This is a genomic window from Erwinia sp. PME.40.26/001 (assembly GCF_055556675.1).
In genome coordinates this window covers 38,376-63,702 of the sequence record NZ_JBVHNP010000003.1, presented here as the reverse complement: position 1 = coordinate 63,702, position 25,327 = coordinate 38,376, and the positions used below count along the sequence as shown (strand labels likewise).

Annotated in this window: 26 protein-coding genes; 18 read left to right on the top strand and 8 right to left on the bottom strand. The window is 56.4% G+C overall.

Annotated elements, in window-relative coordinates:
• Positions 1–56 precede the first annotated feature (56 nt).
• From ACZ3HG_RS10845 to trpS, 5 genes are all read left to right on the top strand, one after another.
• The gene (locus ACZ3HG_RS10845) at positions 57–1,040 is read left to right on the top strand and encodes an SPOR domain-containing protein (protein WP_465332814.1); all 984 of its coding nucleotides are present in this window, start codon (positions 57–59) and stop codon (positions 1,038–1,040) included.
• A gap of 123 nt (positions 1,041–1,163) precedes the next feature.
• On the top strand, positions 1,164–1,982 hold the full coding sequence (gene dam, locus ACZ3HG_RS10840; protein ID WP_191934624.1) for an adenine-specific DNA-methyltransferase: 819 nt from the start codon (positions 1,164–1,166) through the stop codon (positions 1,980–1,982).
• 37 nt (positions 1,983–2,019) lie between these two features.
• A complete protein-coding gene (rpe, locus tag ACZ3HG_RS10835; RefSeq protein WP_191934583.1) occupies positions 2,020–2,706 on the top strand; it encodes a ribulose-phosphate 3-epimerase in 687 nt (228 codons plus the stop codon).
• Positions 2,690–3,388, top strand: coding sequence for a phosphoglycolate phosphatase (locus ACZ3HG_RS10830; RefSeq protein WP_465332813.1), 699 nt, complete (start codon positions 2,690–2,692; stop codon positions 3,386–3,388). The genes rpe and ACZ3HG_RS10830 overlap by 17 nt, the downstream gene beginning before the upstream one ends.
• Positions 3,385–4,389 carry a tryptophan--tRNA ligase gene (gene trpS, locus ACZ3HG_RS10825; protein ID WP_118665351.1) on the top strand — a complete coding sequence of 335 codons (1,005 nt, stop codon included), beginning with the start codon at positions 3,385–3,387 and terminating at the stop codon, positions 4,387–4,389. Before ACZ3HG_RS10830 ends, trpS begins: the two co-directional genes overlap by 4 nt.
• Positions 4,390–4,446: 57 nt before the next feature.
• Here the strand turns inward: trpS and ACZ3HG_RS10820 are convergent, their stop codons facing one another.
• Positions 4,447–4,881 carry a hypothetical protein gene (locus ACZ3HG_RS10820; protein WP_191934586.1) on the bottom strand — a complete coding sequence of 145 codons (435 nt, stop codon included), beginning with the start codon at positions 4,879–4,881 and terminating at the stop codon, positions 4,447–4,449.
• A gap of 148 nt (positions 4,882–5,029) precedes the next feature.
• Between ACZ3HG_RS10820 and ACZ3HG_RS10815 the strand changes: the two genes are divergently transcribed.
• Positions 5,030–6,307, top strand: coding sequence for a cytosine deaminase (locus ACZ3HG_RS10815; protein WP_465332812.1), 1,278 nt, complete (start codon positions 5,030–5,032; stop codon positions 6,305–6,307).
• A gap of 98 nt (positions 6,308–6,405) precedes the next feature.
• Here the strand turns inward: ACZ3HG_RS10815 and tsgA are convergent, their stop codons facing one another.
• A complete protein-coding gene (tsgA, locus tag ACZ3HG_RS10810) occupies positions 6,406–7,590 on the bottom strand; it encodes an MFS transporter TsgA (protein WP_191934588.1) in 1,185 nt (394 codons plus the stop codon).
• 277 nt (positions 7,591–7,867) lie between these two features.
• Here tsgA and ppiA point away from each other — a divergent pair, with 277 nt between their 5' ends.
• The 3 genes from ppiA to argD all read left to right on the top strand — a co-directional run bounded on the left by ppiA (position 7,868) and on the right by argD (position 10,380).
• A complete protein-coding gene (gene ppiA, locus ACZ3HG_RS10805; RefSeq protein WP_062747592.1) occupies positions 7,868–8,440 on the top strand; it encodes a peptidylprolyl isomerase A in 573 nt (190 codons plus the stop codon).
• Positions 8,441–8,500: 60 nt separating this feature from the next.
• Positions 8,501–9,079, top strand: a complete 579-nt coding sequence (locus ACZ3HG_RS10800) for an aminodeoxychorismate synthase component II (protein ID WP_191934589.1) — start codon at positions 8,501–8,503, stop codon at positions 9,077–9,079.
• Between the two features lie 86 nt (positions 9,080–9,165).
• Complete coding sequence (gene argD / locus ACZ3HG_RS10795; RefSeq protein ID WP_465332811.1) at positions 9,166–10,380, top strand: bifunctional acetylornithine/succinyldiaminopimelate transaminase; 1,215 nt, start codon at positions 9,166–9,168, stop codon at positions 10,378–10,380.
• Positions 10,381–10,455: 75 nt separating this feature from the next.
• On the opposite strand, the gene ACZ3HG_RS10790 is transcribed toward argD, so the two are convergent.
• Together ACZ3HG_RS10790 and crp are read right to left on the bottom strand one after the other, a co-directional pair.
• On the bottom strand, positions 10,456–12,537 hold the full coding sequence (locus tag ACZ3HG_RS10790; protein ID WP_191934591.1) for a YccS/YhfK family putative transporter: 2,082 nt from the start codon (positions 12,535–12,537) through the stop codon (positions 10,456–10,458).
• A 57-nt stretch (positions 12,538–12,594) separates the two neighbouring features.
• Positions 12,595–13,227 (bottom strand): cAMP-activated global transcriptional regulator CRP, encoded by a 633-nt coding sequence (gene crp, locus ACZ3HG_RS10785; protein ID WP_004090925.1) that lies wholly within the window; start codon positions 13,225–13,227, stop codon positions 12,595–12,597.
• Between the two features lie 367 nt (positions 13,228–13,594).
• Here crp and ACZ3HG_RS10780 point away from each other — a divergent pair, with 367 nt between their 5' ends.
• Entirely contained in the window at positions 13,595–14,002 is a 408-nt protein-coding gene (locus ACZ3HG_RS10780; protein WP_465332810.1) for an OsmC family protein, read from the top strand.
• 223 nt (positions 14,003–14,225) lie between these two features.
• The gene (locus ACZ3HG_RS10775) at positions 14,226–15,401 is read left to right on the top strand and encodes an amidohydrolase (protein ID WP_465332809.1); all 1,176 of its coding nucleotides are present in this window, start codon (positions 14,226–14,228) and stop codon (positions 15,399–15,401) included.
• 16 nt (positions 15,402–15,417) lie between these two features.
• Here ACZ3HG_RS10775 and ACZ3HG_RS10770 read toward each other — a convergent pair whose 3' ends face one another.
• The 3 genes from ACZ3HG_RS10770 to ACZ3HG_RS10760 all read right to left on the bottom strand — a co-directional run bounded on the left by ACZ3HG_RS10770 (position 15,418) and on the right by ACZ3HG_RS10760 (position 17,596).
• Positions 15,418–16,287, bottom strand: coding sequence for a phosphoribulokinase (locus ACZ3HG_RS10770; protein WP_191936705.1), 870 nt, complete (start codon positions 16,285–16,287; stop codon positions 15,418–15,420).
• A 65-nt stretch (positions 16,288–16,352) separates the two neighbouring features.
• Positions 16,353–16,580: a YheU family protein gene (locus ACZ3HG_RS10765; protein WP_191934595.1), complete on the bottom strand. Its 228-nt coding sequence runs from the start codon at positions 16,578–16,580 to the stop codon at positions 16,353–16,355.
• Positions 16,580–17,596, bottom strand: a complete 1,017-nt coding sequence (locus ACZ3HG_RS10760; protein WP_191934596.1) for a hydrolase — start codon at positions 17,594–17,596, stop codon at positions 16,580–16,582. The genes ACZ3HG_RS10765 and ACZ3HG_RS10760 overlap by 1 nt, the downstream gene beginning before the upstream one ends.
• Positions 17,597–17,655: 59 nt before the next feature.
• Here ACZ3HG_RS10760 and ACZ3HG_RS10755 point away from each other — a divergent pair, with 59 nt between their 5' ends.
• From ACZ3HG_RS10755 to tauD, 5 genes are all read left to right on the top strand, one after another.
• Positions 17,656–18,258 carry a LysE family translocator gene (locus ACZ3HG_RS10755; protein ID WP_465332808.1) on the top strand — a complete coding sequence of 201 codons (603 nt, stop codon included), beginning with the start codon at positions 17,656–17,658 and terminating at the stop codon, positions 18,256–18,258.
• 277 nt (positions 18,259–18,535) lie between these two features.
• Complete coding sequence (tauA, locus tag ACZ3HG_RS10750; protein ID WP_191934598.1) at positions 18,536–19,513, top strand: taurine ABC transporter substrate-binding protein; 978 nt, start codon at positions 18,536–18,538, stop codon at positions 19,511–19,513.
• 14 nt (positions 19,514–19,527) lie between these two features.
• Positions 19,528–20,292: a taurine ABC transporter ATP-binding subunit gene (gene tauB, locus ACZ3HG_RS10745; protein ID WP_465332807.1), complete on the top strand. Its 765-nt coding sequence runs from the start codon at positions 19,528–19,530 to the stop codon at positions 20,290–20,292.
• Complete coding sequence (gene tauC / locus ACZ3HG_RS10740; protein ID WP_465332806.1) at positions 20,289–21,116, top strand: taurine ABC transporter permease TauC; 828 nt, start codon at positions 20,289–20,291, stop codon at positions 21,114–21,116. The genes tauB and tauC overlap by 4 nt, the downstream gene beginning before the upstream one ends.
• Entirely contained in the window at positions 21,113–21,952 is an 840-nt protein-coding gene (tauD, locus tag ACZ3HG_RS10735) for a taurine dioxygenase (RefSeq protein WP_191934601.1), read from the top strand. Before tauC ends, tauD begins: the two co-directional genes overlap by 4 nt.
• Positions 21,953–22,016: 64 nt before the next feature.
• Here tauD and ACZ3HG_RS10730 read toward each other — a convergent pair whose 3' ends face one another.
• On the bottom strand, positions 22,017–22,742 hold the full coding sequence (locus ACZ3HG_RS10730; protein WP_465332805.1) for an NUDIX hydrolase: 726 nt from the start codon (positions 22,740–22,742) through the stop codon (positions 22,017–22,019).
• Between the two features lie 212 nt (positions 22,743–22,954).
• Between ACZ3HG_RS10730 and prs the strand changes: the two genes are divergently transcribed.
• The gene (prs, locus tag ACZ3HG_RS10725; RefSeq protein WP_191936703.1) at positions 22,955–23,830 is read left to right on the top strand and encodes a ribose-phosphate diphosphokinase; all 876 of its coding nucleotides are present in this window, start codon (positions 22,955–22,957) and stop codon (positions 23,828–23,830) included.
• Positions 23,820–25,307: a nicotinate phosphoribosyltransferase gene (locus tag ACZ3HG_RS10720; protein ID WP_465332804.1), complete on the top strand. Its 1,488-nt coding sequence runs from the start codon at positions 23,820–23,822 to the stop codon at positions 25,305–25,307. The genes prs and ACZ3HG_RS10720 overlap by 11 nt, the downstream gene beginning before the upstream one ends.
• Positions 25,308–25,327 lie beyond the last annotated feature (20 nt).

Genomic DNA, 25,327 nt, shown 5'->3' with positions numbered 1-25,327 from the left:
CGTTTTTGCCTTGCGCACAATGCGAAGGGCATCGCCGCTCTATGGGAGGAGGTTAAATGGACGAGTTTAAACCGGAAGACGAGTTAAAACCTGACACCAGCGACCGCCGACCAACGCGGCCCCGTAAAACGTCTTCTGCACCCAAAGTACCGGTATCCCGTCAGCATATGATGATGGGTATTGGTATCCTCGTGCTGCTGTTACTGGTGCTGGGTATTGGCTCCGCGCTGAAATCGCCTGACAGCGGCAGCAGTACGCAGCAGACTCAAACGCCTGCGGGTAACGCGAACACAACGAACAGCGGCAGCGGCGAAAAAAATATAGACCTGTCGGGCTCCTCATCAATGAGCGGCCAGTCCGGTCAGCCTGCGACCCAGGAGGGCACTGCGCCGTCCGCTAATGAGCCTGCTGCGCCATCGCAGAACGTGGGTGTCCCGCCGATTTCTCCTACGCCAACAGAAGCGCAACCGGTACAGACCCCTGCTAATCAGCAGCGTGTTGAGCTGCCGGGGGATTTGAACAATGCCTTAAGCAATCAGCAGGGCCAGGTTGATGCCGCTGCGCAGGCAGGACAGGGTGAGTCATCCCTGCCTACCGGCGCTGCCACGGTTGCCCCTGGCGCAGCTGAGACGCCGCGCCCGGTTGCCAGCAAGCCTGCAACGACTACGCGACCGGCTGCCACGCACCAGAATAAACCGGCGGCACATTCCTCTTCAGCCAGTAAACCGGCGGTGAAAGAGAGTAAGCCTGCTGCCCCGGCCAGCCGCAGCAGTTCAACGCCTGGCGGTAACTTTACCCTGCAACTGAGCAGTGCATCGCGTTCTGATACGCTGAATGCCTGGGCGAAGAAACAGAATCTTAGTGGCTATCACGTTTATCAGACCACCCGTAACGGGCAACCCTGGTACGTACTGGTCAGCGGTTCTTACGCGACCTCTTCTGAGGCTAAACGTGCAGTCGCCTCGCTGCCAGCTGAAGTCCGTGCGCAAAACCCCTGGGTTAAGCCGGTCAGCCAGGTGAAGAAAGAAGCGGGCAAGTAATACCCTGCCGGGGTAACCCGGCTTTTCCGTAGTGTATGCGTGCCGCTGGCACGCAGAGCATGCAAAGCGCAGATATGCTGTCGGTGTAACCACAGCCTGATGAGTAAAGTAATTAACGACGGCATGAAAAAAAATCGCGCTTTTTTGAAGTGGGCAGGTGGCAAGTATCCGCTGCTCGATGATATCCGACGCCATCTCCCGGAAGGAGATTGTCTGATCGAACCGTTCGTTGGGGCTGGTTCCGTCTTCCTCAACACGCAGTATTCACGATACATTCTTGCTGATATTAACAGCGACCTGATTAATCTTTATAACATCGTCAAAGATCGCACCGACGAATTTGTCGCGGATGCCCGCGAGCTTTTCGTGCCGGAAGCGAATGATTCGACGGTCTACTATGCCTACCGCAAAGAGTTCAACCTCTGCCGCGATGGTTATCGCCGCGCCGTGCTGTTCTTATACCTCAACAGGCACTGCTATAACGGCCTCTGCCGCTATAACCTCAGCGGTGAATTTAACGTTCCGTTCGGTAGTTACCGCAAACCCTACTTCCCGCAGGATGAACTCTACTGGTTTGCCGAGCGCGCACAGCAGGCGACCTTTGTCTGCGAATCCTATGATGTTACGCTGAGTAAAGTGCAGCAGGGGGGGGTGGTGTATTGCGATCCCCCTTATGCCCCGCTGTCGACCACGGCGAACTTTACGGCCTATCACACCAACAGTTTTAGTATGCGTGAGCAGCAGCATCTGGCTGAACTGGCTTCTGCGCTGGCGCATGAGAACAGCATTACCGTGCTGATCTCCAATCATGATACGCCGCTGACGCGTCAGTGGTATCAGGATGCCGTATTGCACGAAATCAAAGTGCGTCGTTCCATCAGCCGCAGCGGCAATACACGTAGCAAGGTCAATGAATTACTGGCGCTGTATACTGGCCGGTGATGACAGCCTGACATCAGGCACAACCAGGGAGAAACGGATGAAACAGTTTTTAATTGCCCCATCAATTCTTTCCGCAGATTTTGCCCGCCTGGGCGAAGACACAGCGAAAGCTCTGGCTGCTGGCGGTGATGTAGTGCATTTCGATGTGATGGATAATCACTATGTCCCGAACCTCACGATGGGGCCAATGGTGCTTAAAGCCCTGCGCGATTACGGCGTCACCGCTCCGATTGACGTGCACCTGATGGTAAAACCGGTTGACCGTCTGGTACCTGACTTCGCCAAAGCCGGTGCCAGCTATATTACTTTCCATCCCGAAGCGTCTGAGCACGTTGACCGTACGCTGCAGCTGATCAAAGAGCATGGCTGCAAAGCGGGTCTGGTACTTAATCCTGCCACGCCGCTCAGTATCCTTGATTACGTAATGGATAAGCTGGATGTGATCCTGCTGATGTCGGTCAATCCTGGCTTTGGGGGCCAGTCATTTATTCCCGGCACGCTGAATAAACTGCGACAGGTTCGTAAGCTGATCGACCAGAGTGGGTATGACATCCGTCTGGAAGTGGACGGGGGCGTGAAAGTCGACAACATCGGTGAGATCGCTGCCGCTGGTGCCGATATGTTTGTCGCCGGATCCGCTATTTTTGGTCACCCGGACTATAAGAAAGTGATTGATGATATGCGCAACGAGCTGGAGAAGTCCCGTCATGGTGCCTTTCACTAACACCCGTGCCCTGGCCTTTGATCTGGATGGTACGCTGACCGACAGTGCGCCCGGTCTGGCCAGTGCGGTGGATAGCGCACTGGTCGAGCTGAAACTGGCACCTGCTGGCATCGGGCTCGTCTCCACCTGGATTGGTAACGGGGCAGATATTCTTATGGAACGCGCCCTGACCTGGGCGCTGGGCCATGCGCCAAAGGCGGATCAGCTGCGTAAGGCGCGTTCGCTGATGGACAGCCATTATGCCCACAGCGTTGACGGCGGGAGTCAGCTTTACCCAGGCGTTAAAGAGACGCTGGCGGCCCTGTCCACGCACGGTCTGCCGATGGCGCTGGTCACTAACAAACCAACGCCGTTTGTTGCCCCACTGCTGGCTTCTCTGGGGATTGCTGAATACTTCTCACTGATTATCGGCGGCGATGACGTGGTGGTGAAAAAACCCCATCCGGCACCGCTGTTTCTGGTACTGGGGACATTTGGTCTGCTGCCGGGTGAGTTACTGTTTGTCGGTGATTCCCGCAATGATATTATGGCCGCGCAGTCGGCAGGATGTCCCTGCATTGGCCTGACCTATGGCTATAACTACGGTGAGCCGATTGCCACCAGCCAGCCCGACGTCACGCTCGATCATTTTAACGATTTATTGCCCGCACTCGGGCTGTCATTATTCAGGACGGAAACATGAGCAAACCCATCGTATTTAGCGGCGCACAGCCTTCTGGTGAACTGACCATCGGTAACTATTTGGGTGCGCTGCGTCAGTGGGTACAGATGCAGGATGACTATCACTGTATCTACTGCATTGTCGATCTGCATGCCATTACGGTTCGTCAGGATCCGGTTGCGCTGCGCAAAGCGACGCTGGATACCCTGGCCCTTTATCTTGCCTGCGGCATCGACCCGCAGAAAAGCACCATTTTCGTTCAGTCGCACGTGCCGGAACATACGCAGCTTGGCTGGATCCTTAACTGCTACACCTATTTCGGTGAACTGAGCCGTATGACGCAGTTCAAAGATAAGTCAGCACGCTACGAAGAGAACATTAACGCCGGCCTGTTTGATTATCCGGTGCTGATGGCGGCCGATATCCTGCTGTACCAGACCACTCAGGTACCGGTGGGTGAAGACCAGAAACAGCATCTGGAGCTGAGCCGCGATGTCGCTTCGCGCTTCAATGCGCTGTACGGTGAGATTTTCAAAGTGCCTGAGCCGTTCATTCCTAAATCAGGGGCGCGGGTGATGTCGCTGCTGGAGCCAACCAGGAAGATGTCTAAGTCTGACGATAACCGTAACAACGTTATCGGCCTGCTGGAAGATCCAAAATCGGTGGTGAAGAAGATTAAGCGTGCGATGACCGACGGCGATGAGCCACCGGTGGTGCGTTATGATGTGAAAGAGAAGCCCGGAGTGTCAAACCTGCTGGATATCCTGTCTGGCGTCACCGGTAAGCCGGTTGCCGAGCTGGAAGCAGAGTTTGCCGGTCAGATGTACGGCCACCTGAAAGGTGCCGTTGCCGACGCTGTGTCCGGGATGTTAAGCGAGCTGCAGGAGCGGTATCACCGTTATCGCAACGATGAGGCATTCCTTGAGCAGGTCATGCGTGACGGTGCGGCGAAAGCCCGTACGCAGGCGCAGGACACGCTGAAAAAGGTCTACGAAGCGATAGGCTTTGTTGCCCAGCCATAACGCATCAAGCAGCGGGCGTTCGTGCAAAGCGGACGCCCCGCTTAAGCATCATCCCGGTCAGGAACGTTTTTTTAGCGACAGAATGGCCCCGTCATACCAGTAGAGCGTCAGCGTATCGTTGACCGGTACCGTTACCACCGCACCCGGCCCCCAGGGATCGCTTCCGCACATCACGTTATACCCCCCGGCCACCTGATAGCCCTGTTCGGGATCGTTCTCGCCGGCCGGTGTCAGCGTGGGGCTTTTCAGGCAGTTATCCGTGGCCGGATCGATGGATCGCTGCGACGTCCCCTTTTCCCACAGAATGTTACTGGCTGAAAACGTCACTACTGCGCCCATATACTGCGGATCGTTATCCACTACGGCCTGAACCCCGCTACTGTCCACGTGTACCGCATCCACCCGCCAGCTGCCTTCCAGCATGGCGTAATCTGGTGTCGCTGCCAGCAGCGGCGGGCTGATCAGCAGGCAGGCTATCATCAGGTATTTCATTGTTATCTCCTTGCAGTCGGGTCGTAGAAGTATAGAGGCGAATGGCTATTACAGGTTGCTGATTTCTCATTGGTTAATACAGGATAACCCTCGGGGCGGCTAATCCGTGATAGGGTTAACAGAGCATCTTATTGAGGAGGGGGAATATATGCGTCCGGAATTACAGTGGATTAATCATGTTCGCCTGCCACAGCGGGAAGGGCTGTGGCAGATTGAGATCCGGCAGGGCAGGATCGCCGGAATTCTGCCACAACCGGCGGCCTGCGCCGCCGGGGAAGCGCTGGATGCGGAAGGCGGCCTGGCCATTCCCCCGTTTATTGAACCGCATATTCACCTGGACACCACCCAAACCGCCGGTGAGCCTGCGTGGAACCAGTCAGGCACGCTGTTTGAGGGCATTGAACGGTGGGCAGAGCGAAAGGCGCTTCTGACGCACGACGATGTGAAGCAGCGGGCGCGTCAGACGCTGAAGTGGCAGATGGCGAACGGCATTCAGCATGTGCGTACCCATATTGATGTCTCCGATCCCTCGCTGACGGCGCTAAAAGCGATGCTGGAAGTGAAGCAGGAGATGGCCCCCTGGATAGATATTCAGCTGGTGGCCTTTCCCCAGGAGGGCATTCTCTCGTATCCCGATGGGGAAGCGTTGCTGGAGCAGGCTTTACAGCTGGGGGCGGACGTGGTCGGTGCCATACCTCACTTCGAATTCACCCGTGAGTATGGCGTGGAATCGCTGCATCGCACCTTCTCTCTGGCGCAAAAATATCAGCGAATGGTCGACGTACACTGTGATGAAATCGACGACGAGCAGTCGCGCTTTGTGGAGACGGTGGCGGCGCTGGCACTGCGTGAGAAGATGGGTGAGCGGGTGACGGCCAGCCACACGACGGCGATGCACTCTTATAACGGAGCCTATACCTCCCGCCTGTTCCGTCTGCTGAAGCTCTCCGGCATTAATTTTGTCGCCAACCCGCTGGTGAATATTCATCTGCAGGGGCGATTTGACACCTATCCCAAACGCCGGGGCATTACCCGGGTAAAAGAGATGCTGGAAGCAGACATTAACGTCTGCTTTGGTCACGACGATGTGTTCGATCCCTGGTATCCACTGGGTACGGCCAGCATGTTGCAGGTGCTGCATATGGGTATGCACGTCTGCCAGCTGATGGGCTACGAGCAGCTGGATGCGGGCTTAAACCTGATTACCACGCACAGTGCCAGAACGCTGCAGCTAAAAGACTACGGGATTGACAAGGGCAACAGCGCTAATCTGGTGATCCTGCCGGCAGAAAGCGGCTTCGACGCGTTACGCCGGCAGGTGCCGGTGCGTTACTCGATTCGTCACGGCCGGGTGATTGCCGAAACGGTACCCGCCGCCAGCATGCTTCATCTGGACGAAAGCGAAAACGTGGATTTCAAACGATAAAGCGATGGCAGGAGTCGGGCTTGTTACCCACTCGTCAGCGGTTGTTGATGCAGGCAGAAAGGGGCCGACCGCAAAACACGGCCTGCCCCATCCGGGTTTTAATGAGAGCCCATATGACCGTGCAGCTTGTGCTTGCTGACAAAACCGAGCAGCAGACACATCACAAACACGACGGCATAAAGACCGTTTGCCGTGGCCAGCGCTGCGTGAGCGCCGCCTTTCTCAACGATAGGACCGGTCACCACGAAGGTCAGCATGGTACCGACCGTACCGCAGGTCAGGATAAAGTTCACCAGTTTGGGTGAGGCCACTTTGGTTTGCAGCGAACCCAGAGTGATGATGGTGGTATAGATGGCGCTGGAGAAGAAGCCCAGGCTCATCATGATCCACTTCAGCATGGATGCGTCACTGGACGTAATAAACCAGTACATCAGCGCTGTGGCGGCCAGCGCCAGTACGGTGAGGATACGCTGAGGGTCGAAGAAACGCAGGATGGCGCTGAAGGCCCACATACCAATCATATATGCAGTCCAGAAGTTACCCACCAGGCTACCGGCCTGACCGATATCCATGCCCATCGTTTTGGTTGCGTACAGGGGTACCCAACCGATAAAACCGAGCTGGCCGAGGATATAACACAGTGCAGCCACCGACAGCAGGCCCACCCCGATACCCCATTTCTCTTTGACGACTGGCTCACCGCGGGCGGCTTTCTTGCCCAGCACCGGGAATTCAAAGCACAGGGCCAGAATAAATATTGCCACGTAAATTACGCCGATGCAGGCATAGACCCAATACCAGGGCAGCGCGCGCGCCAGGATAGCGGCGGCAATAATCGGGAAAATGGTGCCGGCCATGCTGAAGAAGGAGTCGGTAAACAGCAGGCGGGAGCCTCGCTGACGGCCCTCATACAGATGGGTGATCAGGAACGTACCAATGGACATGGTGATACCGCTCACCACCCCGAGAACAAACATACACAGAGAGAAGACGGTCAGGCTGTGGCTGTTCATCAGTCCGAGAATGGCCAGTACCATCAGCACGAAGCCGAAGATCAGCTGGCGTTTCAGCGGGACGATTTCCATCAGCCAGGCGTTAAGAAACACCGCCAGCAGGATACCGGCGTTCAGGAAGGTAAAGGTGTTGCTCATCTGAGCGACGGGCAGCTGGAAGTAGGCCGCTATATTCTCCAGAACCATACCGGTAACGATAACCACTGCACCGGTCAGCGCATAGGAGAAGAAGCTGATCCAGGTAAGCCCGATTCGATCGCGATTTGTCATAGTGGAAACCTGTTTGAAAGAGATGTTCACCGGGCGGAATGCCCGTGCCAGACACGAGGAGTTTAACGATATTCGTGATCTGCATAAATCTTTACTGAAACTAATATTTTCATATTTCATTCATATCGTGATCATAGTCACTATTTTTCGTCGCCTGGTAACGTTTGCTTTCATAACGTTGCCGCGTAAATAAAGGTAAAACGCTGGCGCGTTGCCAGGTGCCTCTTTACAATCACCGTTGGTTATATGGTTTGTCGCACTCAGTAAGGAATCTTTCATGTTGAAACGTACGTTGACCGCGGTGGCAACCGTTCTGGCACTGTCTTCGATCTCTGCCTCCGCCATGGCTGCGAAGGGGGATACGCATGTGCTGCTGACCACTTCTGCGGGTAATATTGAACTGGAACTGAACAACCAGAAAGCACCGGTGTCGGTGAATAATTTTGTGGATTACGTGAACAGTGGTTTTTACAACAACACGATTTTTCATCGCGTGATCCCAGGCTTTATGTTGCAGGGTGGCGGTTTTACCGCTGATATGCAGCAGAAACAGCCTAAACCGCCAATTAAAAATGAAGCGGATAATGGCCTGCTGAACAAGCGCGGCACGATCTCAATGGCGCGTACCGCAGATAAGGACAGTGCCACCAGCCAGTTCTTTATCAACGTGGCAGATAATGCCTTCCTCGATCACGGTCAGCGTGATTTTGGCTACGCCGTTTTCGGTAAAGTCGTTAAAGGCATGGACGTTGCCGATAAGATTGGCCAGGTACAGACCAAAGATGTGGGGCCTTACCAGAATGTTCCGGTGACCCCAGTAGTGATCCTCTCTGCGAAAGTGCTGCCATAATTTTCTCACTGGCCACTCTGTCAGGATCGCCCGCCGGCGGTCCTGGTATCAGGACCTCCGATGCTGCTTCTGATCGACAACTACGACTCCTTCACCTGGAACCTCTACCAGTATTTTTCTGAGCTGGGGGCGGAGGTGTGCGTTCACCGCAATGATGACATTACCCTTGATGAGATCGCCGCAATGGCCCCTCAGCATCTGGTGATCTCGCCCGGGCCTTGTACCCCTGATGACGCTGGTATCTCACTGGAAGTTATCCGTCATTTTGCTGGTCAAATTCCCCTTCTGGGGGTTTGCCTCGGGCATCAGGCTATCGCACAGGTACTTGGCGGACGGGTGGTGCGCGCGCGCAAAGTCATGCACGGTAAAACGTCGCAGATTGAACACCGTGATGGTGGCGTGTTTGCCGGGCTGAATCACCCGCTGACGGTAACCCGCTATCACTCACTGATTGTTGAAACCGGCAGCCTGCCCGCAGAATGTGAAGTCACTGCGTGGACAATGGACGATCGTGGTCAGCCTGACGAAATCATGGGCTTCAGGCACCGTACACTGCCGCTGGAGGGGGTACAGTTCCACCCGGAAAGTATCCTGAGCGAACAGGGGCATCAACTGCTGGCTAATTTCCTCAAACGGTGATTATCATTTGCCTTTCTGTGACTTTTTATTCATATTTTATGACTATGTTTTCATGTGTCTGAAAAGAATAAATGGCGAGGTAGTGAATGACGGCGGAAAAAATGGCGGTAACACGCGCGACGTTTGATGAGGTGATTTTGCCTGTTTATGCACCAGCGCAGTTTGTGCCGGTAAAAGGCAAAGGCAGCCGCGTGTGGGATCAGCAGGGCAAAGAATACATCGATTTCTCCGGCGGCATTGCGGTGACGGCGCTGGGGCACTGCCATCCTGCGCTGGTTGAGGCGTTAAAAACCCAGGGTGAAACCCTGTGGCACACCAGTAATGTCTTTACCAACGAACCCGCCCTGCGCCTGGCAAGTAAGCTGATCCACGCCACTTTTGCCGATCGTGTCTTTTTCGCTAACTCCGGTGCTGAAGCCAACGAAGCCGCGTTTAAGCTGGCGCGTTACTATGCCACCAAACGCCACAGCCCTTTCAAAAGCAAGATTATTGCCTTCCATAATGCCTTCCACGGCCGCACGCTGTTTACGGTCTCCGTTGGCGGTCAGCCAAAATACTCTGACGGCTTCGGACCCAAACCTGCGGATATCGTCCACGTGCCGTTTAACGATCTGGCCGCGGTCAAAGCGGTGATCGACGATCACACCTGCGCGATTGTGGTAGAGCCTGTTCAGGGCGAAGGCGGCGTGATGCCGGCGACGCAGGAATTTATGCAGGGCCTGCGTCAGTTGTGTGATGAGCATGATGCGCTGCTGGTGCTGGATGAAGTGCAGAGCGGTATGGGTCGCAGCGGCAGGCTATTCGCCCATGAGCATTACGGCATTCAGCCGGACATTCTGACTACCGCCAAAGCACTGGGCGGTGGTTTCCCGGTCAGTGCGATGCTGACCACTCATGAGATTGCCTCGGTGATGGCGCCAGGCGTTCACGGTACCACCTACGGTGGCAACCCACTGGCCTGTGCGGTGGCTGAAGCGGCGCTGGATATCATTAATACACCGGATGTGCTGAATGGCGTGGAAGAACGCCGCCAGCTATTTGTTGATGCGCTTCAGTCGCTGGATGCCCGCTTCGATCTGTTCAGCGAAATCCGGGGTAAAGGCCTGCTGATTGGCGCGGTGCTGAAACCGCAGCACGCGGGTAAGGCGCGCGACCTGCTGAATGCCGCAGCAGAGGCAGGCGTGATGGTGCTGGTAGCCGGAACCGACGTGATGCGCTTTGCGCCGTCGCTGGTGATCGAACCGACCGACATTGCTGAAGGCATGGCGCGCTTCGCCACCGCCGTTGAAAAGGTGCTGTAAAAGGATCTTGTGCCTGCGGGTAACGTACTGAAGATCTGTACGGGACCCGCGGGCGGACCGGCAAAAAAGCTGCACTTACGTTTTTGATTTACGCAGGTGGCGAGACAACCAGCGGCCATGATGTGGTCGCTGGCTCCAGGTCAGTGATGAGAGGGTATGCATTACGCTGAGATGACCAAGAATGCGCTTCACATGCCGCTCGACAATCGTTACCGGGCCTTGATGGAAATCCTCGGGAGCGTCCAGTATGTTACTGCCTGAGTCGGGCCCGTCATATTCCAGGCGCTGCTGGCAGCGCTGCAGGGCAATTTCACAGGACTGCAGATAACGTTCTGCCAGCGCCGGGGTCAGCATAGTGTGTTCACGCGCCAGGATAGTCATGGCGTTGATATGCTCCACAATAAACTGGCTGTGCGTGACCCACAGCTGCATATCGGACAGATAGCCGGAGTTAAAGCCCGGTTCCTGCATCGCCTGGTGCAGGGAGTTAAACAGCGCATTGTGTGCCTGGTTAACCCGCATCCGCTGGTAAGCCAGCTTCACGGCATCCTGTTCGTTACCCAACAGCATCTGCAGTGCTTCCTGATAGGTCTCCAGCGCATCGTGCGCATTCTGCCGCAGTAACCCACTCTGCCACTGAGGCCACAGCCAGATCATGCCGCCAAAGGCGATCAGGCAGCCCATCAGCGTGTCCATCAGTCTTGGCAGCAGGAACTGCGCGCCGTTCAGGGCTAACAGCTGTAATGAATACACCGCCGTGACGGTGAACCCCACTGTGGCCCAGCCATAGAATTTCCGGATAAACAGGTAGCTCACCAGCGTGATGACCAGCATGATCAGCAACACCCAGGATTCCGGGGCGTGTAGCCCGAGGGTAGCGGCTGCGATGACCAGCCCGGCCAGCGTGCCCAGCGCCCTGTGCTGAATACGCACCCGGGTGGCGCTGTAGCCGTTAAGACTGACAAACATCACCGTCATCAGGATCCAGTAAGGCTTCGGCAGATTGAAGAACAGCGCCAGCGAACTGGCAAAGGTCAGCATCACCGCGTAGCGTGCGGCAGTGCGCAGGGCGGAGGATTTCAGCGACAGGTAGCTCTTTAGCGCCGGGAGCAGGGGCAGGCGACGCTGGCGGTCGGCCATCAGGTCACGGCGATACAGCGGACGCTGAGTGCGCAGCACGCGTGCGATGCGGCTGAAGTGGTAATAACAAAAGTGGCCGACCGGGTTGTCGGGATGCTGACGGGCAATCTTCTCCAGCGCCTGAAGCGGTTTATCCATGGTGAAACGTTCAGGGTAACGATGATAGAGAATATCATCGGCCAGCACCCGCAGCCTGGCGGCAATGGTCTGTGCGTTCCAGCGGATGACCGCTTCAGCATGGCTTTTTTCTACCAGCTTTTGCACTTCTTCCGGCTGATGCAGGCTGACCGCAATATGTTCCTGCAGATCGAGCGCCACCTGGAATGCCCGTGTCAGACGCTGATAGTGGTTGTCCCGATTAGCGGACAACATATGCATCTGCTGATAGCAGGTATTAATCAGGTCGACGGCTTTCTGCTGGCGTGCCAGCAGCGGCGGCAGGGCGGTCTGCGGATCGGTGAGCCGGGTCAGAAGGGTGTATTTTGCTTCACAGTAGTCTGCCAGTTCACGGTACAGCAGGCTGAGGGTTTCACGCATCGGCTGCTCTTTCCACAGCCAGAACCAGAACCAGTTAAATGCTCCGTACCAGACGGTCCCCAGAATATATAACAGTGGGGGCTGCCACAGAGGCATTCGTCCCGCCAGGCTGAGGGTAAAGATGGCGGCAATCAGCGAAGCCGGAAGCAGGCGGCCATGAAGGGGGCTAATCTCACCCGTGACGCCCAGCACTAAGGCCATGACTAGCAGGATAACGGGCAACGGCACGCCCTCTAACCCGGCGTACTGGATCAGGAAGCTGCTGGAGGCGAACAGACAACCGCCAACGATGAGGCGTTTAAAGAAGCGTTTGTGGGGGGTATCCAGACCGGCGTTATTACAGCAGGCGGGCACTAAGGAGAACAGCAGCCCGTTTTGCAGGTTGCCCAGCATCCAGCCGATCGCCACGGGTAAACACAGCACCAGCGTTTGTCTGAGCGCATAGTTAACTTCCGGGTGATAGATAAGTCTCCGCCACATGAGCCACACCAAATAAAAACGGCGCGACAGGGCGTCGCGCCGTGGGTTCAGAGCCGGTTAACGTGTGCCGTATACAACGATGGTTTTACCATGTGCAGAGATCAGGTTCTGATCTTCAAGCATTTTCAGAATACGGCCTACGGTTTCACGGGAGCAGCCGACAATCTGGCCGATCTCCTGACGGGTGATTTTAATTTGCATGCCGTCCGGGTGCGTCATGGCATCTGGCTGTTTGGCCAGATTCAGTAACGTTTGGGCAATGCGTCCGGTGACATCCAGGAAAGCTAAATTACCCACTTTCTCTGACGTAACCTGCAGTCGACTCGCCATCTGTGCAGAGAGACGCATCAGAATGTCAGGATTCACCTGAATCAGCTGACGGAATTTTTTGTAAGAGATTTCAGCCACTTCACAGGCTGTTTTCGCACGTACCCATGCACTGCGTTCCTGACCTTCTTCAAAGAGGCCCAGTTCGCCGATGAAGTCGCCCTGGTTGAGGTAAGAGAGGATCATCTCTTTGCCTTCTTCATCCTTGATTAACACCGCTACAGAACCTTTAACGATGTAATAGAGGGTTTCCGCCTTTTCACCCTGATGTATCAGCGTGCTTTTGGATGGATATTTGTGAATATGGCAATGTGACAGGAACCATTCGAGTGTAGGGTCTGTTTGCGGTTTGCCGAGAACCATTCGCTGTTATCCTCTGTTGTAATCGAGCCTAAATATACCCTCTATTCTGCGGGAGACAGGGGCATTGCCGCTGATCTGCCGTACGAAATAATTAAGGGTATCAGGGTATGAATCCCTGCCAGGCGTTGAAATATTCAAGCGTTCCCATAGGAAAATATACGGGCCTCTGTTAGGAGCATGGCTCGTGCTGTCGTCCCGTTTTACCGTGCATTGTCTTGCCAGTAAAATATTGCAGCTTTGTTTGTAGCACAGCTTTACAAGGCTGTCTTCTGTTGTCTCGCTTCAGCATAGTTGGAAAAAGGCAGCGTTGCCGTTTTTATTGGCACAGCGTACTCTGCGGTAACTGAATGAAATCGAGGATTTTGTTATGCAAGCACGTGTTAAATGGATTGAAGGTCTGACATTTTTGGGAGAATCCTCATCGGGCCACCAGGTGCTGATGGACGGAAACTCCGGGGACAAAGCGCCCAGCCCGATGGAGATGGTGCTGATGGCCGCCGGAGGCTGTAGCGCTATTGATGTGGTTTCTATTCTACAAAAAGGCCGTCACGATGTGGCTGACTGCGAAGTGAAGCTTACCTCAGAACGTCGCGAAGAAGCCCCGCGCATCTTCACCCATATCAACCTGCATTTTATCGTCAGCGGCAAAGCGCTGGGGGATAAAGCGGTATCACGCGCCGTCGACCTGTCCGCAGAGAAATACTGTTCAGTGGCCATTATGCTGGGGCAGGGCGTCAAAATGAGCCACAGCTATGAGGTTATCGACCTCGCCTGACCCCGGTTTTCTGATAACAACGCGATGGAGCAGGTGGCCACCATCGCGTCATGTTCTTCACCTCCTCCTTCCCGACAGCGGCACATGATGCTCACCCCCTCACCACACGCATTTCACGCCACAGACTGACGGGGCAACCGCAGTATATTCCCCGGCGCAGTAGACGAAGGCCTGCAGACTCAGGCTGGTCGTTATTCCGTTAAAACCCAATCAAGGAGTGATGATGAATACCAAGACGCTAATTCAGGATGTCTCCGCCAACGTGCTGCAATGGCGGCGTCACATTCATGCCCATCCGGAGCTCTCTTTTCATGAACAGGGTACGGCTGATTATGTTGCCGCTGAACTGGAAAAGTTTGGTCCTCTGACGATCAGTCGACCCACCCCTAACAGCGTGCTGGCTGAGCTTTCAGGTTCCCACCGGGGTGACTGCATTGCCCTGCGGGCGGATATGGATGCTCTGCCCATTGAAGAGCTGAACCAGGAGCCATTTACCTCGCGTCATCGCGGTGTGATGCACGCCTGCGGGCATGATGCGCATACGGCGATGCTGATGGGGGCCGCCTGGGTGCTGTGCCAGCAGCAGGCGCAGATCGCCGGTACGGTACGATTTATTTTTCAGCATGCGGAAGAGGTGCCACCGGGGGGGGCCAGTGAGCTGGTGAAGCTTGGCGTGCTGGAGGGGGTGTCACAGATCTATGGTTTACACGTGTTTCCCACCCTGCCGACGGGGACGGTGGCGGTGAAAGAGGGCGTCTTCAGCGCCGCCTGTGATAATTTTGACCTGGTGTTACAGGGGAAGGGGGCGCATGCGGCGATGCCGCAGCAGAGTACGGACCCGCTGGTGCTGGGAGCGAGCGTGGTTGAGGCGTTACAGCACATCGTGTCACGCCGGCTGGATGCGAACGACGGTGCGGTACTGACAGTGGCCAGCTTCCAGTCGGGGGACAGCTACAACGTCATTCCTGACCAGGCCCACCTGCGCGGGACGTTGCGCACGCTCAGCTCCGATAACCGCAGCACGATCCCCCGCATGATGTCACAGCTGCTTGACGGGATGACGCAGGCCGTGGGGGCCAGCTACGTGCTTAAATGGACGCCGGGTTATACCACTGGCGTGAATCATCCGGATGCCTGCCGCGTGGCAAGAGAGACGGTTCTCGCCACCCGGGGAGAGAAGGCTCTGCAGATCCTGTCTACCCCGATGTTTGGCTGCGAGGACTTCTCCGCCTATCAACAGGTCGTACCGGGCTGCTTCCTGTGGGTCGGTTCGGGTGATCTGGAGAAAGGCACCTGCTGGGGATTACATAACCCCCATTTCCGCCTTGATGAAGAGGTATTGGGCATCGGCGTCAGCCTGCACGTCGGCTTAATCCATCGTCTGCTGATGACAGAATAACGTCCTCCCTGCGGGGTCAGCCGATCTTTTTGCCTTCGATAAGGTTTTTGACCAGCGGCCCCATAATCAGCTCCATGGCCAGCCCCATTTTACCGCCCGGCACCACCAGGGTTTTAATGTGGGAGATGAACGACCCCTGTATCATTGACAGTAGATAGGGGAAGTCGATGTCCTCCAACCCCTGGAAGTGGATCACGACAAAGCTTTCGTCCAGCGACGGAATACCTCGTGCCGCAAACGGGTTTGAGGTATCGACCGTCGGCACGCGCTGAAAGTTGATGTGGGTGCGTGAGAACTGCGGAGTAATAAAATTGATGTAGTCCTCCATGGAACGCACCACCGAGTCCATCACCGCCTCACGGGAATGACCCCGCTCACCGGTATCCCTGACCAGCTTCTGAATCCACTCCAGATTAACGATAGGTACGACGCCAACCAGCAGGTCGACTTTCTCGGCGACGTTATGCTGTGGCGTCATCACGCCGCCGTGCAACCCTTCATAAAAAAGAACGTCGGTAGGCTCCGGAAGGGGCTGCCAGGGGGTAAACGTACCCGGTACCTGGTTCCACGGCACAGCTTCATCATAGGTGTGCAGGTATTTGCGTGACTGCCCTTTTCCACTGCGGCCATATTCGCTGAAGGTCTCTTCCAGCAGGCCAAAGTCATTGGCTTCCGGGCCAAAATAACTGATGTGTTTTCCCATATCGCGCGCCTTACGGATGGCCATATCCATCTCAGGGCGGGTGAAACGGTGAAAACTGTCCCCTTCGACCTCGGCGGCACGCAGATTAAGCTGCTGAAAAATCTTTCTGAAGGCCAGGCTGGTGGTAGTGGTTCCCGCCCCGCTGGAGCCGGTGACGGCGATAACCGGATGTTTGGCTGACATGACGTACAACTCCCTTCGATAGGTCGGACGGACAGATCATTGTTAACATGTTTCGCCCGCTAAAGTCATCTCTGCTCGTCGCGAAACTGGCCGCGCGGCATGATGTTGACGGATTCATGCAGCTCAGACCACACCAGCACTACGTCGCCGCTGTTCAGCTGACGACGGACATCCTCCACTTTCTGTTGTAGCGAACGTTCCTGTTCACCATAGTCAGTGCCCTCACGCAGCACAAAAGATTCAATGAGGTTATCAAGCGTTTCGGTATCCAGTTCTTTCCAGGGAATAATCATCAGTTGTCCAGCCAGGGGGTAAGCCATTGCGGAATACGCTGTTCCAGCCACATCTGTGGCTGACGCAGCGTACCGCCTACAAAACCCACGTGCCCGCCGTACTGCGTGAGCTGATATTCAATGCAGGAGGGCAGCAGTGTGGTATCGGGGATCACGTCCGGGGTCATAAACGGATCATCTTTAGCATGGATCACCAGCAACGGTTTGCGTACGCCGGGCAGCAGTGGCATCGCACTGCAACGACGGTAGTAGTCAGTGGCATCCACAAAGCCGTGTGCGCGGGCGGTGATCGCATCATCAAAATCACGGAGCAGGCGCAGCGCTTTAAGCTGTGCCAGATCGACAGGGAGGGTACCAGGCCAGGCAATGAGTTTGCGCGCGGCATTCTGCTTCAGCAGGCCCAGCAGGTAACGCTGATAAATGCGCGAAAAGCCCTGCTCCAGGCGTTGACTACAGGGTTCCAGCATCAGCGGGGCGGAAACCACCACACCCGCGTCCAGCAGGCATGCCTCGCCCTGCTTACCCATCAGGCAGGCGAGCATATTGCCGCCCAGTGAAATGCCGACCGCTGCCGTCGGGACGGTGCCCCATTCGTCCCTCAGCCACTGCAGGAAGTAGCTGGCATCCTCCGTTTCACCGGAGTGGTAAATGCGGTTCAGCCGGTTAGGCACGCCGCTGCAGCCACGAAAATGCATTACAACGCCCAGCCAGCCACGCGCTTTCCATGCCTGTAGCAACCCATGGGCATACGGGCTGTGAAAACTCCCTTCCAGGCCATGGAACAGCACCACGCGCGGTTTATCGCGGGCACCTGCCGGGTCTTCGCTCCACGCCAGATCAACGAAGTCGCTGTCGGGCAGAGTCAGGCGCTGCCAGTGCGGACGTAGCGTAATACGGCGGCGTACCAGGCGCGGCAGAAGGGTTTGCAGATGCGGATTGCTGCCCCCGGCCAGCGGACGAAAAATGTCATGGTTCAGGTGATTAAAATTCATGTGCTCAGAGCTTGTAGGATCCATGGCTCACTGTTAGCTTCGTCGGGTTGTTTATTTTTCAGGGGGCGAGGAGCACCCGTTCTATGGAACTGAGTCTGTTTTTGTCTATGTTAGGTTTTCTCTGGGTCGCTGCCATCACGCCAGGCCCTAATAATATGTTACTCACCGCCTCCGGTGCTAATTTTGGTTTTCTGCGCTCTCTGATGTTGCTGATTGGCATTATGATCGGTATGCAGGTGATGTTGCTGATGGTGGCCTTTGGCGTGGGCGGCTTAATCCTGCTTTACCCGTCTATTCACCTGTTCCTGAAAATTGCCGGCAGTGCTTATCTGCTGTGGCTGGCATGGAAGATTGGCAGCGCCGAGTATGAAAAACTGGAAACCAGCAGTGCGCCTGCCGCGCCAATGCCGTTCTGGCAGGGGGGACTGCTGCAGCTGATCAACCCGAAAGCCTGGCTGATGGCGCTCGGCGCGGTGGCCAGCTTCAGTCTGGCGGGCGAAGCGTATCAGGCTTCTGTGATCGCCATCAGTTTCGGTATGGCGCTGGTCAACCTGGTGTCCGGGCTGATCTGGTTAGGTTTCGGCACGCTGATTGGCCGTATCCTGCGCAGCCGGCGTGCCTGGACCCTTTTTAACGTGTTTATGGGGCTGCTGACGGCGGCGTGCGTGCTGCTGATCTGGCACTGACCCTGGGATATTCCCACACATTTTTTATCGCTAAACCGCCGGCGGCAGGTCTGAGGCCAGTCTGAGCACGCCGGACCGACAAAAGACCTCTCCCTGCTGGACTCATACCCGCTAACATCGCGCCCGCTGTGAATAAACCCACTTTTCAGCTAACCAATCCACAATTCTTTCTAAGCAATTTTTGATATAAAAAATAATTTTTAATTACTTTATTACAATGCTCGCGCCCGGTTACAAAGGAGGTGTTCACCCATAATAATTATCTCTGGAGCAGGCTATGGCGGGTAGATTCACACTTTCAATTCTGGCAGCGGCATTGTCACTGGCAGCACTCAACGTTCAGGCGGTAGAGGTGACCGTCGCTTATCAGACCTCAGCCGAGCCAGCGAAAGTGGCCCAGGCCGACGAGACCTTTGCCAAAGCGAGCGGGGCGAAAGTGGACTGGCGTAAATTTGACAGCGGTTCCAGCGTCATTCGGGCACTGGCGTCGGGTGATGTGCAGATCGGCAACATCGGTTCCAGTCCGCTGGCCGTTGCCGCCAGTCAGCAGCTGCCGATCGAAGTATTTCTGCTGGCTTCTCAGCTTGGTAACTCCGAAGCACTGGTGGTGAAAAAAGAGATTAAAGACCCGAAGGATCTGATCGGGAAGCGTATCGCCGTGCCGTTTATTTCCACCACCCATTACAGCCTGCTGGCATCACTGAAACACTGGGGTATCAAGCCCGGTCAGGTGCAGATTATTAATCTGCAGCCCCCGGCGATTCTGGCCGCCTGGCAACGCGGGGATATTGATGGTGCCTACGTCTGGGCCCCGGCGGTTAATCAACTGGAGAAAGACGGTAAGGTACTGACGGATTCTGCTCAGGTGGCAAAGTGGGGCTCGCCAACGCTGGATGTCTGGGTGGTACGTAAAGACTTTGCCCGGCAGCATCCGGAAGTGGTAACCGCCTTTGCCCGCAGCGCGCTGGAGGCACAGAAAGCCTATCTTGATAACCCGCAGCAGTGGCTGAAACAGGAAGATAACCTCAGCAAGCTGTCGCGCTTCAGCGGGGTACCGGTTGCCGATGTGCCGGGACTGGTGGAAGGCAATACCTATCTGTCGGCAAAACAGCAGGTCGCCCAGCTTAACGGCCCGGTTAATAAGGCGATTGTCGATACGGCGCAATTCCTGAAAGAGCAGGGCAAAGTGCCGTCGGTTGCGACGGACTACAGCAGCTACGTGACCGACCGTTTTGTCAAATCGCTCGCTCAATAACCGGAGTCGCCATCATGCTGTCAGTCTCTCATCTTCGCGCCAGCTATGCAGGACAGCCGGCCTTACAGGATATCAACCTGTCGATCGGCAACGGAGAGCTGGTGGTGGTTCTGGGGCCGTCAGGCTGTGGCAAGACGACGCTGCTGAACCTGATTGCCGGGTTTATTGCGGCGGATAGCGGCAGCATCACGCTGGACGGGCAGCCGGTAACCGGGCCGGGAGCTGACCGCGGCGTGGTTTTTCAGCATGAAGGGCTACTGCCGTGGCGCAATGTACTGGATAACGTGGCCTTTGGACTGCAGCTGGCGGGGATCGAAAAAGATGCCCGCCGCAGGGTGGCCGGGCAGATGCTGAAAAAAGTCGGGCTGGAGGGCGCGGAGAAGCGTTATATCTGGCAGCTGTCCGGCGGGATGCGCCAGCGGGTAGGGATTGCCCGTGCGCTGGCCGCCGATCCACGTCTGCTGCTGGACGAGCCTTTTGGTGCGCTTGATGCGTTCACCCGGGAGCAGATGCAGGAGCTGCTGCTGACCTTATGGCGGGACAGCGGCAAGCAGATCCTGTTGATTACCCACGATATCGAAGAGGCGGTCTTTCTCGCCAGCGAGCTGATCCTGCTGTCGCCGGGGCCGGGGCGCATTGTGGAACGGCTGTCACTCGACTTTGGCCGCCGTTACGCAGAGGGCGAAGCCTGTCGGGCCATCAAGTCCGATCCAGCTTTTATTGAGCGCCGTGAATACGTGCTGGGCCGTGTCTTTCAGCAGCGCGAGGTATTTGCATGAGCTCACTGATTAGTGAAAAAAGCCCGGTCCGCCGCCCGCGGTTGCGCTGGCCGCTGTCACGCGCGCTGACGCTCAGCGTTGCCACACTGCTGGTACTGCTGACGATATGGTGGGCTGTGACCGCTTTACACCTGATTGCGCCGCTGTTTCTGCCGCCGCCGCAGCAGGTTTTACACCAGTTGCTGACCATCGCCAGCCCGGCCGGCTTTATGGATGCCACGCTGTGGCAGCATCTGGGTGCCAGCCTGACACGCATTGTCATTGCGCTGCTGGCCGCCACGCTGGTTGGCGTGCCGGTTGGGATCCTGATGGGGCTGAATGAGACGATCCGCGGGATACTTGACCCGCTGATTGAGCTGTACCGCCCGGTGCCGCCTCTGGCCTATCTGCCGCTGATGGTGATCTGGTTTGGCATTGGCGAAACCTCGAAAATTTTACTGATCTACCTGGCGATCTTCGCGCCGATAGCGATGTCGGCCCTGGGCGGTGTGAAAAGCGCGCAGCAGGTGCGCCTGCGTGCGGCGCGTTCGCTGGGGGCCAGCCGCTGGCAGGTGCTGTGGCATGTGGTGCTACCTGGTGCTTTGCCGGAGATCCTGACCGGTATCCGCATTGGCCTGGGCGTCGGCTGGTCGACGCTGGTGGCCGCTGAACTGATCGCCGCCACCCGGGGGCTGGGCTTTATGGTGCAGTCCGCCGGGGAGTTTCTGGCGACCGACGTGGTGCTGGCCGGGATTGCGGTGATTGCCCTGATCGCCTTTGCGCTGGAGCTGGGGCTCCGCGCCCTGCAGCGCCGTCTGACCCCCTGGCATGGAGTACAACAATGAACGAACGTATTAATATTCAGGCGCTTGGCCCCGCGATCGGTGCGCTTGTCAGTGACATTGACCTGAGCCGCCCGCTGAGTGATGCTCAGTTTGAGCAGCTGTATCACGCCCTGATCCGTCATCAGGTCCTGTTTTTGCGCAACCAGCCTCTGACCCCGCTGCAGCACCGTCAGCTGGCGGCCCGCTTTGGTGACCTGCATATTCATCCGGTTTATCCTCATGCGCCGGACGTGGAAGAGATCATCGTGCTGGATACGCACGACGATAATCCGCCTGATAACGATAACTGGCATACTGACGTCACGTTTATTGAAACCCCACCCGCCGGGGCGATCCTCACGGCACAGCGGCTGCCGGAAACCGGCGGTGATACGCTGTGGGCCAGTGGGGTTGCGGCTTTTCAGGCGTTATCTGAGCCGCTACAAGTGCTGCTTGGTGGTTTACAGGCGGAGCATGATTTTCGTAAAGCGTTCCAGGAATATAAATATCGCCACAGTGAGGAGGAGCATCAGCGCTGGCTGCAGGCGGTCGCGAAGCATCCACCGGTATTGCATCCGGTGATCCGCACCCACCCTGTTAGCGGTAAGAAGGCGCTGTTCGTGAACGAAGGCTTTACTACGCGTATTGTCGGGCTGAAAGAGAAGGAGAGTGAGGCGCTGCTGAACTTCCTGTTCGCGCACATCACCAAACCGGATTTCCAGGTGCGCTGGCGCTGGCAGGTGGGTGATGTGGCCATCTGGGATAACCGCGTGACTCAGCATTATGCCAACGCGGATTACCTTCCTGCCAGGCGGATTATGCACCGCGCCACGATTCTCGGAGATAAACCCTTTTAAACTCTCTGTGGCAGAGCCCTGCCGACCTGTCTGGCGCCGGTAGGGTCATTTTACCGAGCGCTGCTTAGTGGTCGCTCATCAGGTTGCGCGAGAAATGATGAATATTGACGCCGGGTTTCATGCGGTAAAGTTTAGCCTTACGCGCGCCGGTCGCTACGCTCTCCCCGGTTTCTTCAAACATCTCTGATGCTTCAAAGCGGCGTATCAGGCTTTTACGCTGAACCGGGCGGTCAAGGATTGTCTCCGTCACCTCCTGCAGTTGCGTCAGGGTAAACGCGGCGGGCAGGCAGTATACCGGCAGCAGGGAGTAGAGCGTTTTCTGCCGCAGCCGTTTCAGCGCTTCGGCAATGATCTGCTGGTGGTCAAAAGCAATATCACTGCGCGACGCCAGTCCGGCCAGCGGCTGCCACTGCACGTCGCTGACGTCATCACTTTCCGCCTGACAGTCCTCGGCGGCGATCAGCGCATACCATGCGGTGGTCAGACTCCAGCCGCGCGGGTCGCGTTCAGGCCCGGAGAACGTCGCCAGCTGTTCAAGCCACGGCGGATTGACGGTGGTTTTCTCACGCAGCTTACGCAGCGCGGTTGCCCGCGTGGAATCATCTTTCTGCATATCAATAAATCCCCCCGGAAGCCCCCACCAGCCGCGCTGCGGGTGATTAGCGCGCTGTACCAGCAGCACGCACAGCTGCTCATGCCATAACGTAAACAGCACGCTGTCGACGGTGACAATCGGGGAGGGATAGCGTGAGGCGTCGTAGTGCGCCAGATACTCGTGTTCTGATGACATGGCATTACCTGCAGGAAGTGTCGCTCGGACACAATAGCAGCCCTGGCGGGGTGATTCAATGAAACAGCGGTGAATGATAAATTAATGTTACAATAAATCAACGCGTTATTAACTTTGTTCGCGGCAACGTCAATTTTCGCTTGTTAATTATTGTCTCTTGGACAATTATATAAGTGTCCTTGTGACATTAATCGGGTAAAAAGGGGTCGGTGATGATGAAACTGCAATTAACGCTTGATGGCCAGGATGTATCTCTGGAAAGCGGACGTTTTCCTGATGGTGCGGTCTGGGGGCGGGTTTCTGCCCCGCTGGATCCCCGGGCTGAAATCCTGACGCTGCGCGCCAGCGCCATGCAGACGCTGGACGATTTAATGCTGGTGGCGCAGGTGCTGGATGCGGTACGTCAGCGCTGCCTGCTGCGTCAGACCACGCTGGAGCTACCGTGGCTGCCGTATGCCCGTCAGGATCGTACGATGCGTGACGGGGACAGCTTTGCCCTCAAGGTCTTTGCCGGTTTCCTTAATCAGCTGCGCTTTGACCGGGTGGTGGTGCTGGATCCCCACAGCGATGTGGCCGCCGGGGTGGTTGACCGCCTGGTCGCCATTCCCCAGCATCGTTGCCTGGTCCACAGCCGCAGCCTGCGGTCGGCCCTGGAACAGGGCATGATGCTGATTGCCCCGGACGCCGGAGCGCTGAAAAAAATCCATTCTCTGGCACAGCAGGTCAGTGCCGAAGAGTACGGTATTCTCGGTAAGCATCGTGATATTGCCAGCGGCGCACTGAGCGGTTTTGAACTGCTGAAAGGCGACGTGACAGGCCGGGATGTTCTGATTGCTGACGACCTGTGTGATGCCGGTGGGACTTTTATCGGGTCGGCGACGGTGTTACGGGCGGCCGGTGCGCGATCGGTTAGTCTGTACGTCACGCACGGGCTGTTCAGCAAAGGTGTCGACCACCTGCTGAGTCAGGGTATTGACCGCATCTGGACCACCACCTCGCTGGCTGAAGCCAGTCAGGCTTCGGAGCGTGTTGAGCTGATTGATATTGAAACCATTTACCGCAGTGAAGGAGCAACACATGCAAATTAATCCGATTATGGCTATCGACGGTTACAAAACCTCGCACCGTGAGCAGTATCCTCAGGGGACGAGCCGGGTGTATTCCAACTTCACGCCGCGTGGGAATCGCTATTTCCAGTCGCCGCTGGCGGATGATTCGCTGGTGTTCTTCGGTCTGCAGGGCTTTTTACAGTGGTTTATGGTCGACCTGTTTAATGACAAATTCTTCGCCCAGCCGGAAGAGCAGGTGGTGGGCGAGTATCAGCAACTGATGGACAGTTACCTGGGTAAAGATAGCGTCAGCGTTGAGCATATCCGCGCCCTGCACCGTCTTGGTTATCTGCCGCTGGCAATCAAGAGTCTGGATGAAGGCAGTAAGGTGCCGATGAAGATCCCGGTGCTGACCATCACCAATACCGTGGATGAGTTCTTCTGGCTGGTCAATTATCTGGAGAGCGTGATGTCGGCGGAGCTGTGGAAGTCATCCACCAATGCCACCGTGGCACACCACTATCGTCAGATCTGTCAGCGGTGGGCAGACCGTACCTGTGACGATACGTCACACATTGATTTTCAGTGTCATGACTTCTCGTTCCGGGGCATGTCCGGGCTGCACGATGCCGCACAGTCTGGTGTTGGCCACCTGCTGAGTTTTACCGGCACTGACAGCCTGCCGTCGATCCTCTACGCACAGCAGTACTACACGCCTGCGGCAGGGACATTTATCGCCGGGAGTATTCCCGCTACCGAACACAGTGTGATGTGTATGGGGGAAGAACAGGGTGAAATTGCCACCTTCCGTCGCCTGCTGACGGAGCTGTATCCGGCTGGTTTTGTCTCGGTAGTGTCGGATACCTGGGACTACTGGAAGGTGCTGACGGAGTACAGCCGTGAGCTGAAGCCGGAAATCATGGCGCGTGAGGGCCGCCTGGTCTTTCGGCCGGACAGCGGGGATCCGGTCGCCATTCTCTGCGGCAGCGGCGATGATACGGATCGCGATCCGTCACGCAGTGCTGAACAGAAAGGCTCGGTAGAGGTGCTGTGGGAGATTTTTGGCGGTACGATCAATGCCAAAGGTTACAAAGTGCTGGATCCGCACGTCGGCCTGATCTACGGCGACTCGATTACCCTGGAACGCGCCGATCAGATCCTCAGCCGTCTGGAGGCAAAAGGTTTTGCCAGCAGTAATGTGGTATTCGGCGTAGGGTCTTACACCTACCAGTACAATACCCGTGATACTTTCGGCTTCGCGATGAAAGCGACCTACGGCGAAGTGAACGGGGTGGGTCGTGAGATTTTCAAACAGCCTAAAACCGACAACGGCATGAAAAACTCAGCGCGGGGCCTGCTGCGGGTGGAGAAAAATGATGAGGGGAAATATTGTCTGCGGGACAGTCAGAGCTGGCAGCAGGAGCAGGGCGGAGAGCTGAAAATCCGCTTCCTGGATGGCAAACTGCACAATGTTGAGGACCTGACCGCACTGCGCCAGCGGCTGGCGGCGGAGTAACCTTGAGGGCGCGGTACGCC

Bases quoted from the DNA above. Each gene is read 5' to 3' on its own strand.
- ACZ3HG_RS10845 (WP_465332814.1), top strand. From the start codon at position 57: ATGGACGAGTTTAAACCGGAAGACGAGTTAAAACCTGACACCAGCGAC.
- dam (WP_191934624.1), top strand. From the start codon at position 1,164: ATGAAAAAAAATCGCGCTTTTTTGAAGTGGGCAGGTGGCAAGTATCCG.
- rpe (WP_191934583.1), top strand. From the start codon at position 2,020: ATGAAACAGTTTTTAATTGCCCCATCAATTCTTTCCGCAGATTTTGCC.
- ACZ3HG_RS10830 (WP_465332813.1), top strand. From the start codon at position 2,690: ATGGTGCCTTTCACTAACACCCGTGCCCTGGCCTTTGATCTGGATGGT.
- trpS (WP_118665351.1), top strand. From the start codon at position 3,385: ATGAGCAAACCCATCGTATTTAGCGGCGCACAGCCTTCTGGTGAACTG.
- ACZ3HG_RS10820 (WP_191934586.1), bottom strand. From the start codon at position 4,881: ATGAAATACCTGATGATAGCCTGCCTGCTGATCAGCCCGCCGCTGCTG.
- ACZ3HG_RS10815 (WP_465332812.1), top strand. From the start codon at position 5,030: ATGCGTCCGGAATTACAGTGGATTAATCATGTTCGCCTGCCACAGCGG.
- tsgA (WP_191934588.1), bottom strand. From the start codon at position 7,590: ATGACAAATCGCGATCGAATCGGGCTTACCTGGATCAGCTTCTTCTCC.
- ppiA (WP_062747592.1), top strand. From the start codon at position 7,868: ATGTTGAAACGTACGTTGACCGCGGTGGCAACCGTTCTGGCACTGTCT.
- ACZ3HG_RS10800 (WP_191934589.1), top strand. From the start codon at position 8,501: ATGCTGCTTCTGATCGACAACTACGACTCCTTCACCTGGAACCTCTAC.
- argD (WP_465332811.1), top strand. From the start codon at position 9,166: ATGACGGCGGAAAAAATGGCGGTAACACGCGCGACGTTTGATGAGGTG.
- ACZ3HG_RS10790 (WP_191934591.1), bottom strand. From the start codon at position 12,537: ATGTGGCGGAGACTTATCTATCACCCGGAAGTTAACTATGCGCTCAGA.
- crp (WP_004090925.1), bottom strand. From the start codon at position 13,227: ATGGTTCTCGGCAAACCGCAAACAGACCCTACACTCGAATGGTTCCTG.
- ACZ3HG_RS10780 (WP_465332810.1), top strand. From the start codon at position 13,595: ATGCAAGCACGTGTTAAATGGATTGAAGGTCTGACATTTTTGGGAGAA.
- ACZ3HG_RS10775 (WP_465332809.1), top strand. From the start codon at position 14,226: ATGAATACCAAGACGCTAATTCAGGATGTCTCCGCCAACGTGCTGCAA.
- ACZ3HG_RS10770 (WP_191936705.1), bottom strand. From the start codon at position 16,287: ATGTCAGCCAAACATCCGGTTATCGCCGTCACCGGCTCCAGCGGGGCG.
- ACZ3HG_RS10765 (WP_191934595.1), bottom strand. From the start codon at position 16,580: ATGATTATTCCCTGGAAAGAACTGGATACCGAAACGCTTGATAACCTC.
- ACZ3HG_RS10760 (WP_191934596.1), bottom strand. From the start codon at position 17,596: ATGGATCCTACAAGCTCTGAGCACATGAATTTTAATCACCTGAACCAT.
- ACZ3HG_RS10755 (WP_465332808.1), top strand. From the start codon at position 17,656: ATGGAACTGAGTCTGTTTTTGTCTATGTTAGGTTTTCTCTGGGTCGCT.
- tauA (WP_191934598.1), top strand. From the start codon at position 18,536: ATGGCGGGTAGATTCACACTTTCAATTCTGGCAGCGGCATTGTCACTG.
- tauB (WP_465332807.1), top strand. From the start codon at position 19,528: ATGCTGTCAGTCTCTCATCTTCGCGCCAGCTATGCAGGACAGCCGGCC.
- tauC (WP_465332806.1), top strand. From the start codon at position 20,289: ATGAGCTCACTGATTAGTGAAAAAAGCCCGGTCCGCCGCCCGCGGTTG.
- tauD (WP_191934601.1), top strand. From the start codon at position 21,113: ATGAACGAACGTATTAATATTCAGGCGCTTGGCCCCGCGATCGGTGCG.
- ACZ3HG_RS10730 (WP_465332805.1), bottom strand. From the start codon at position 22,742: ATGTCATCAGAACACGAGTATCTGGCGCACTACGACGCCTCACGCTAT.
- prs (WP_191936703.1), top strand. From the start codon at position 22,955: ATGATGAAACTGCAATTAACGCTTGATGGCCAGGATGTATCTCTGGAA.
- ACZ3HG_RS10720 (WP_465332804.1), top strand. From the start codon at position 23,820: ATGCAAATTAATCCGATTATGGCTATCGACGGTTACAAAACCTCGCAC.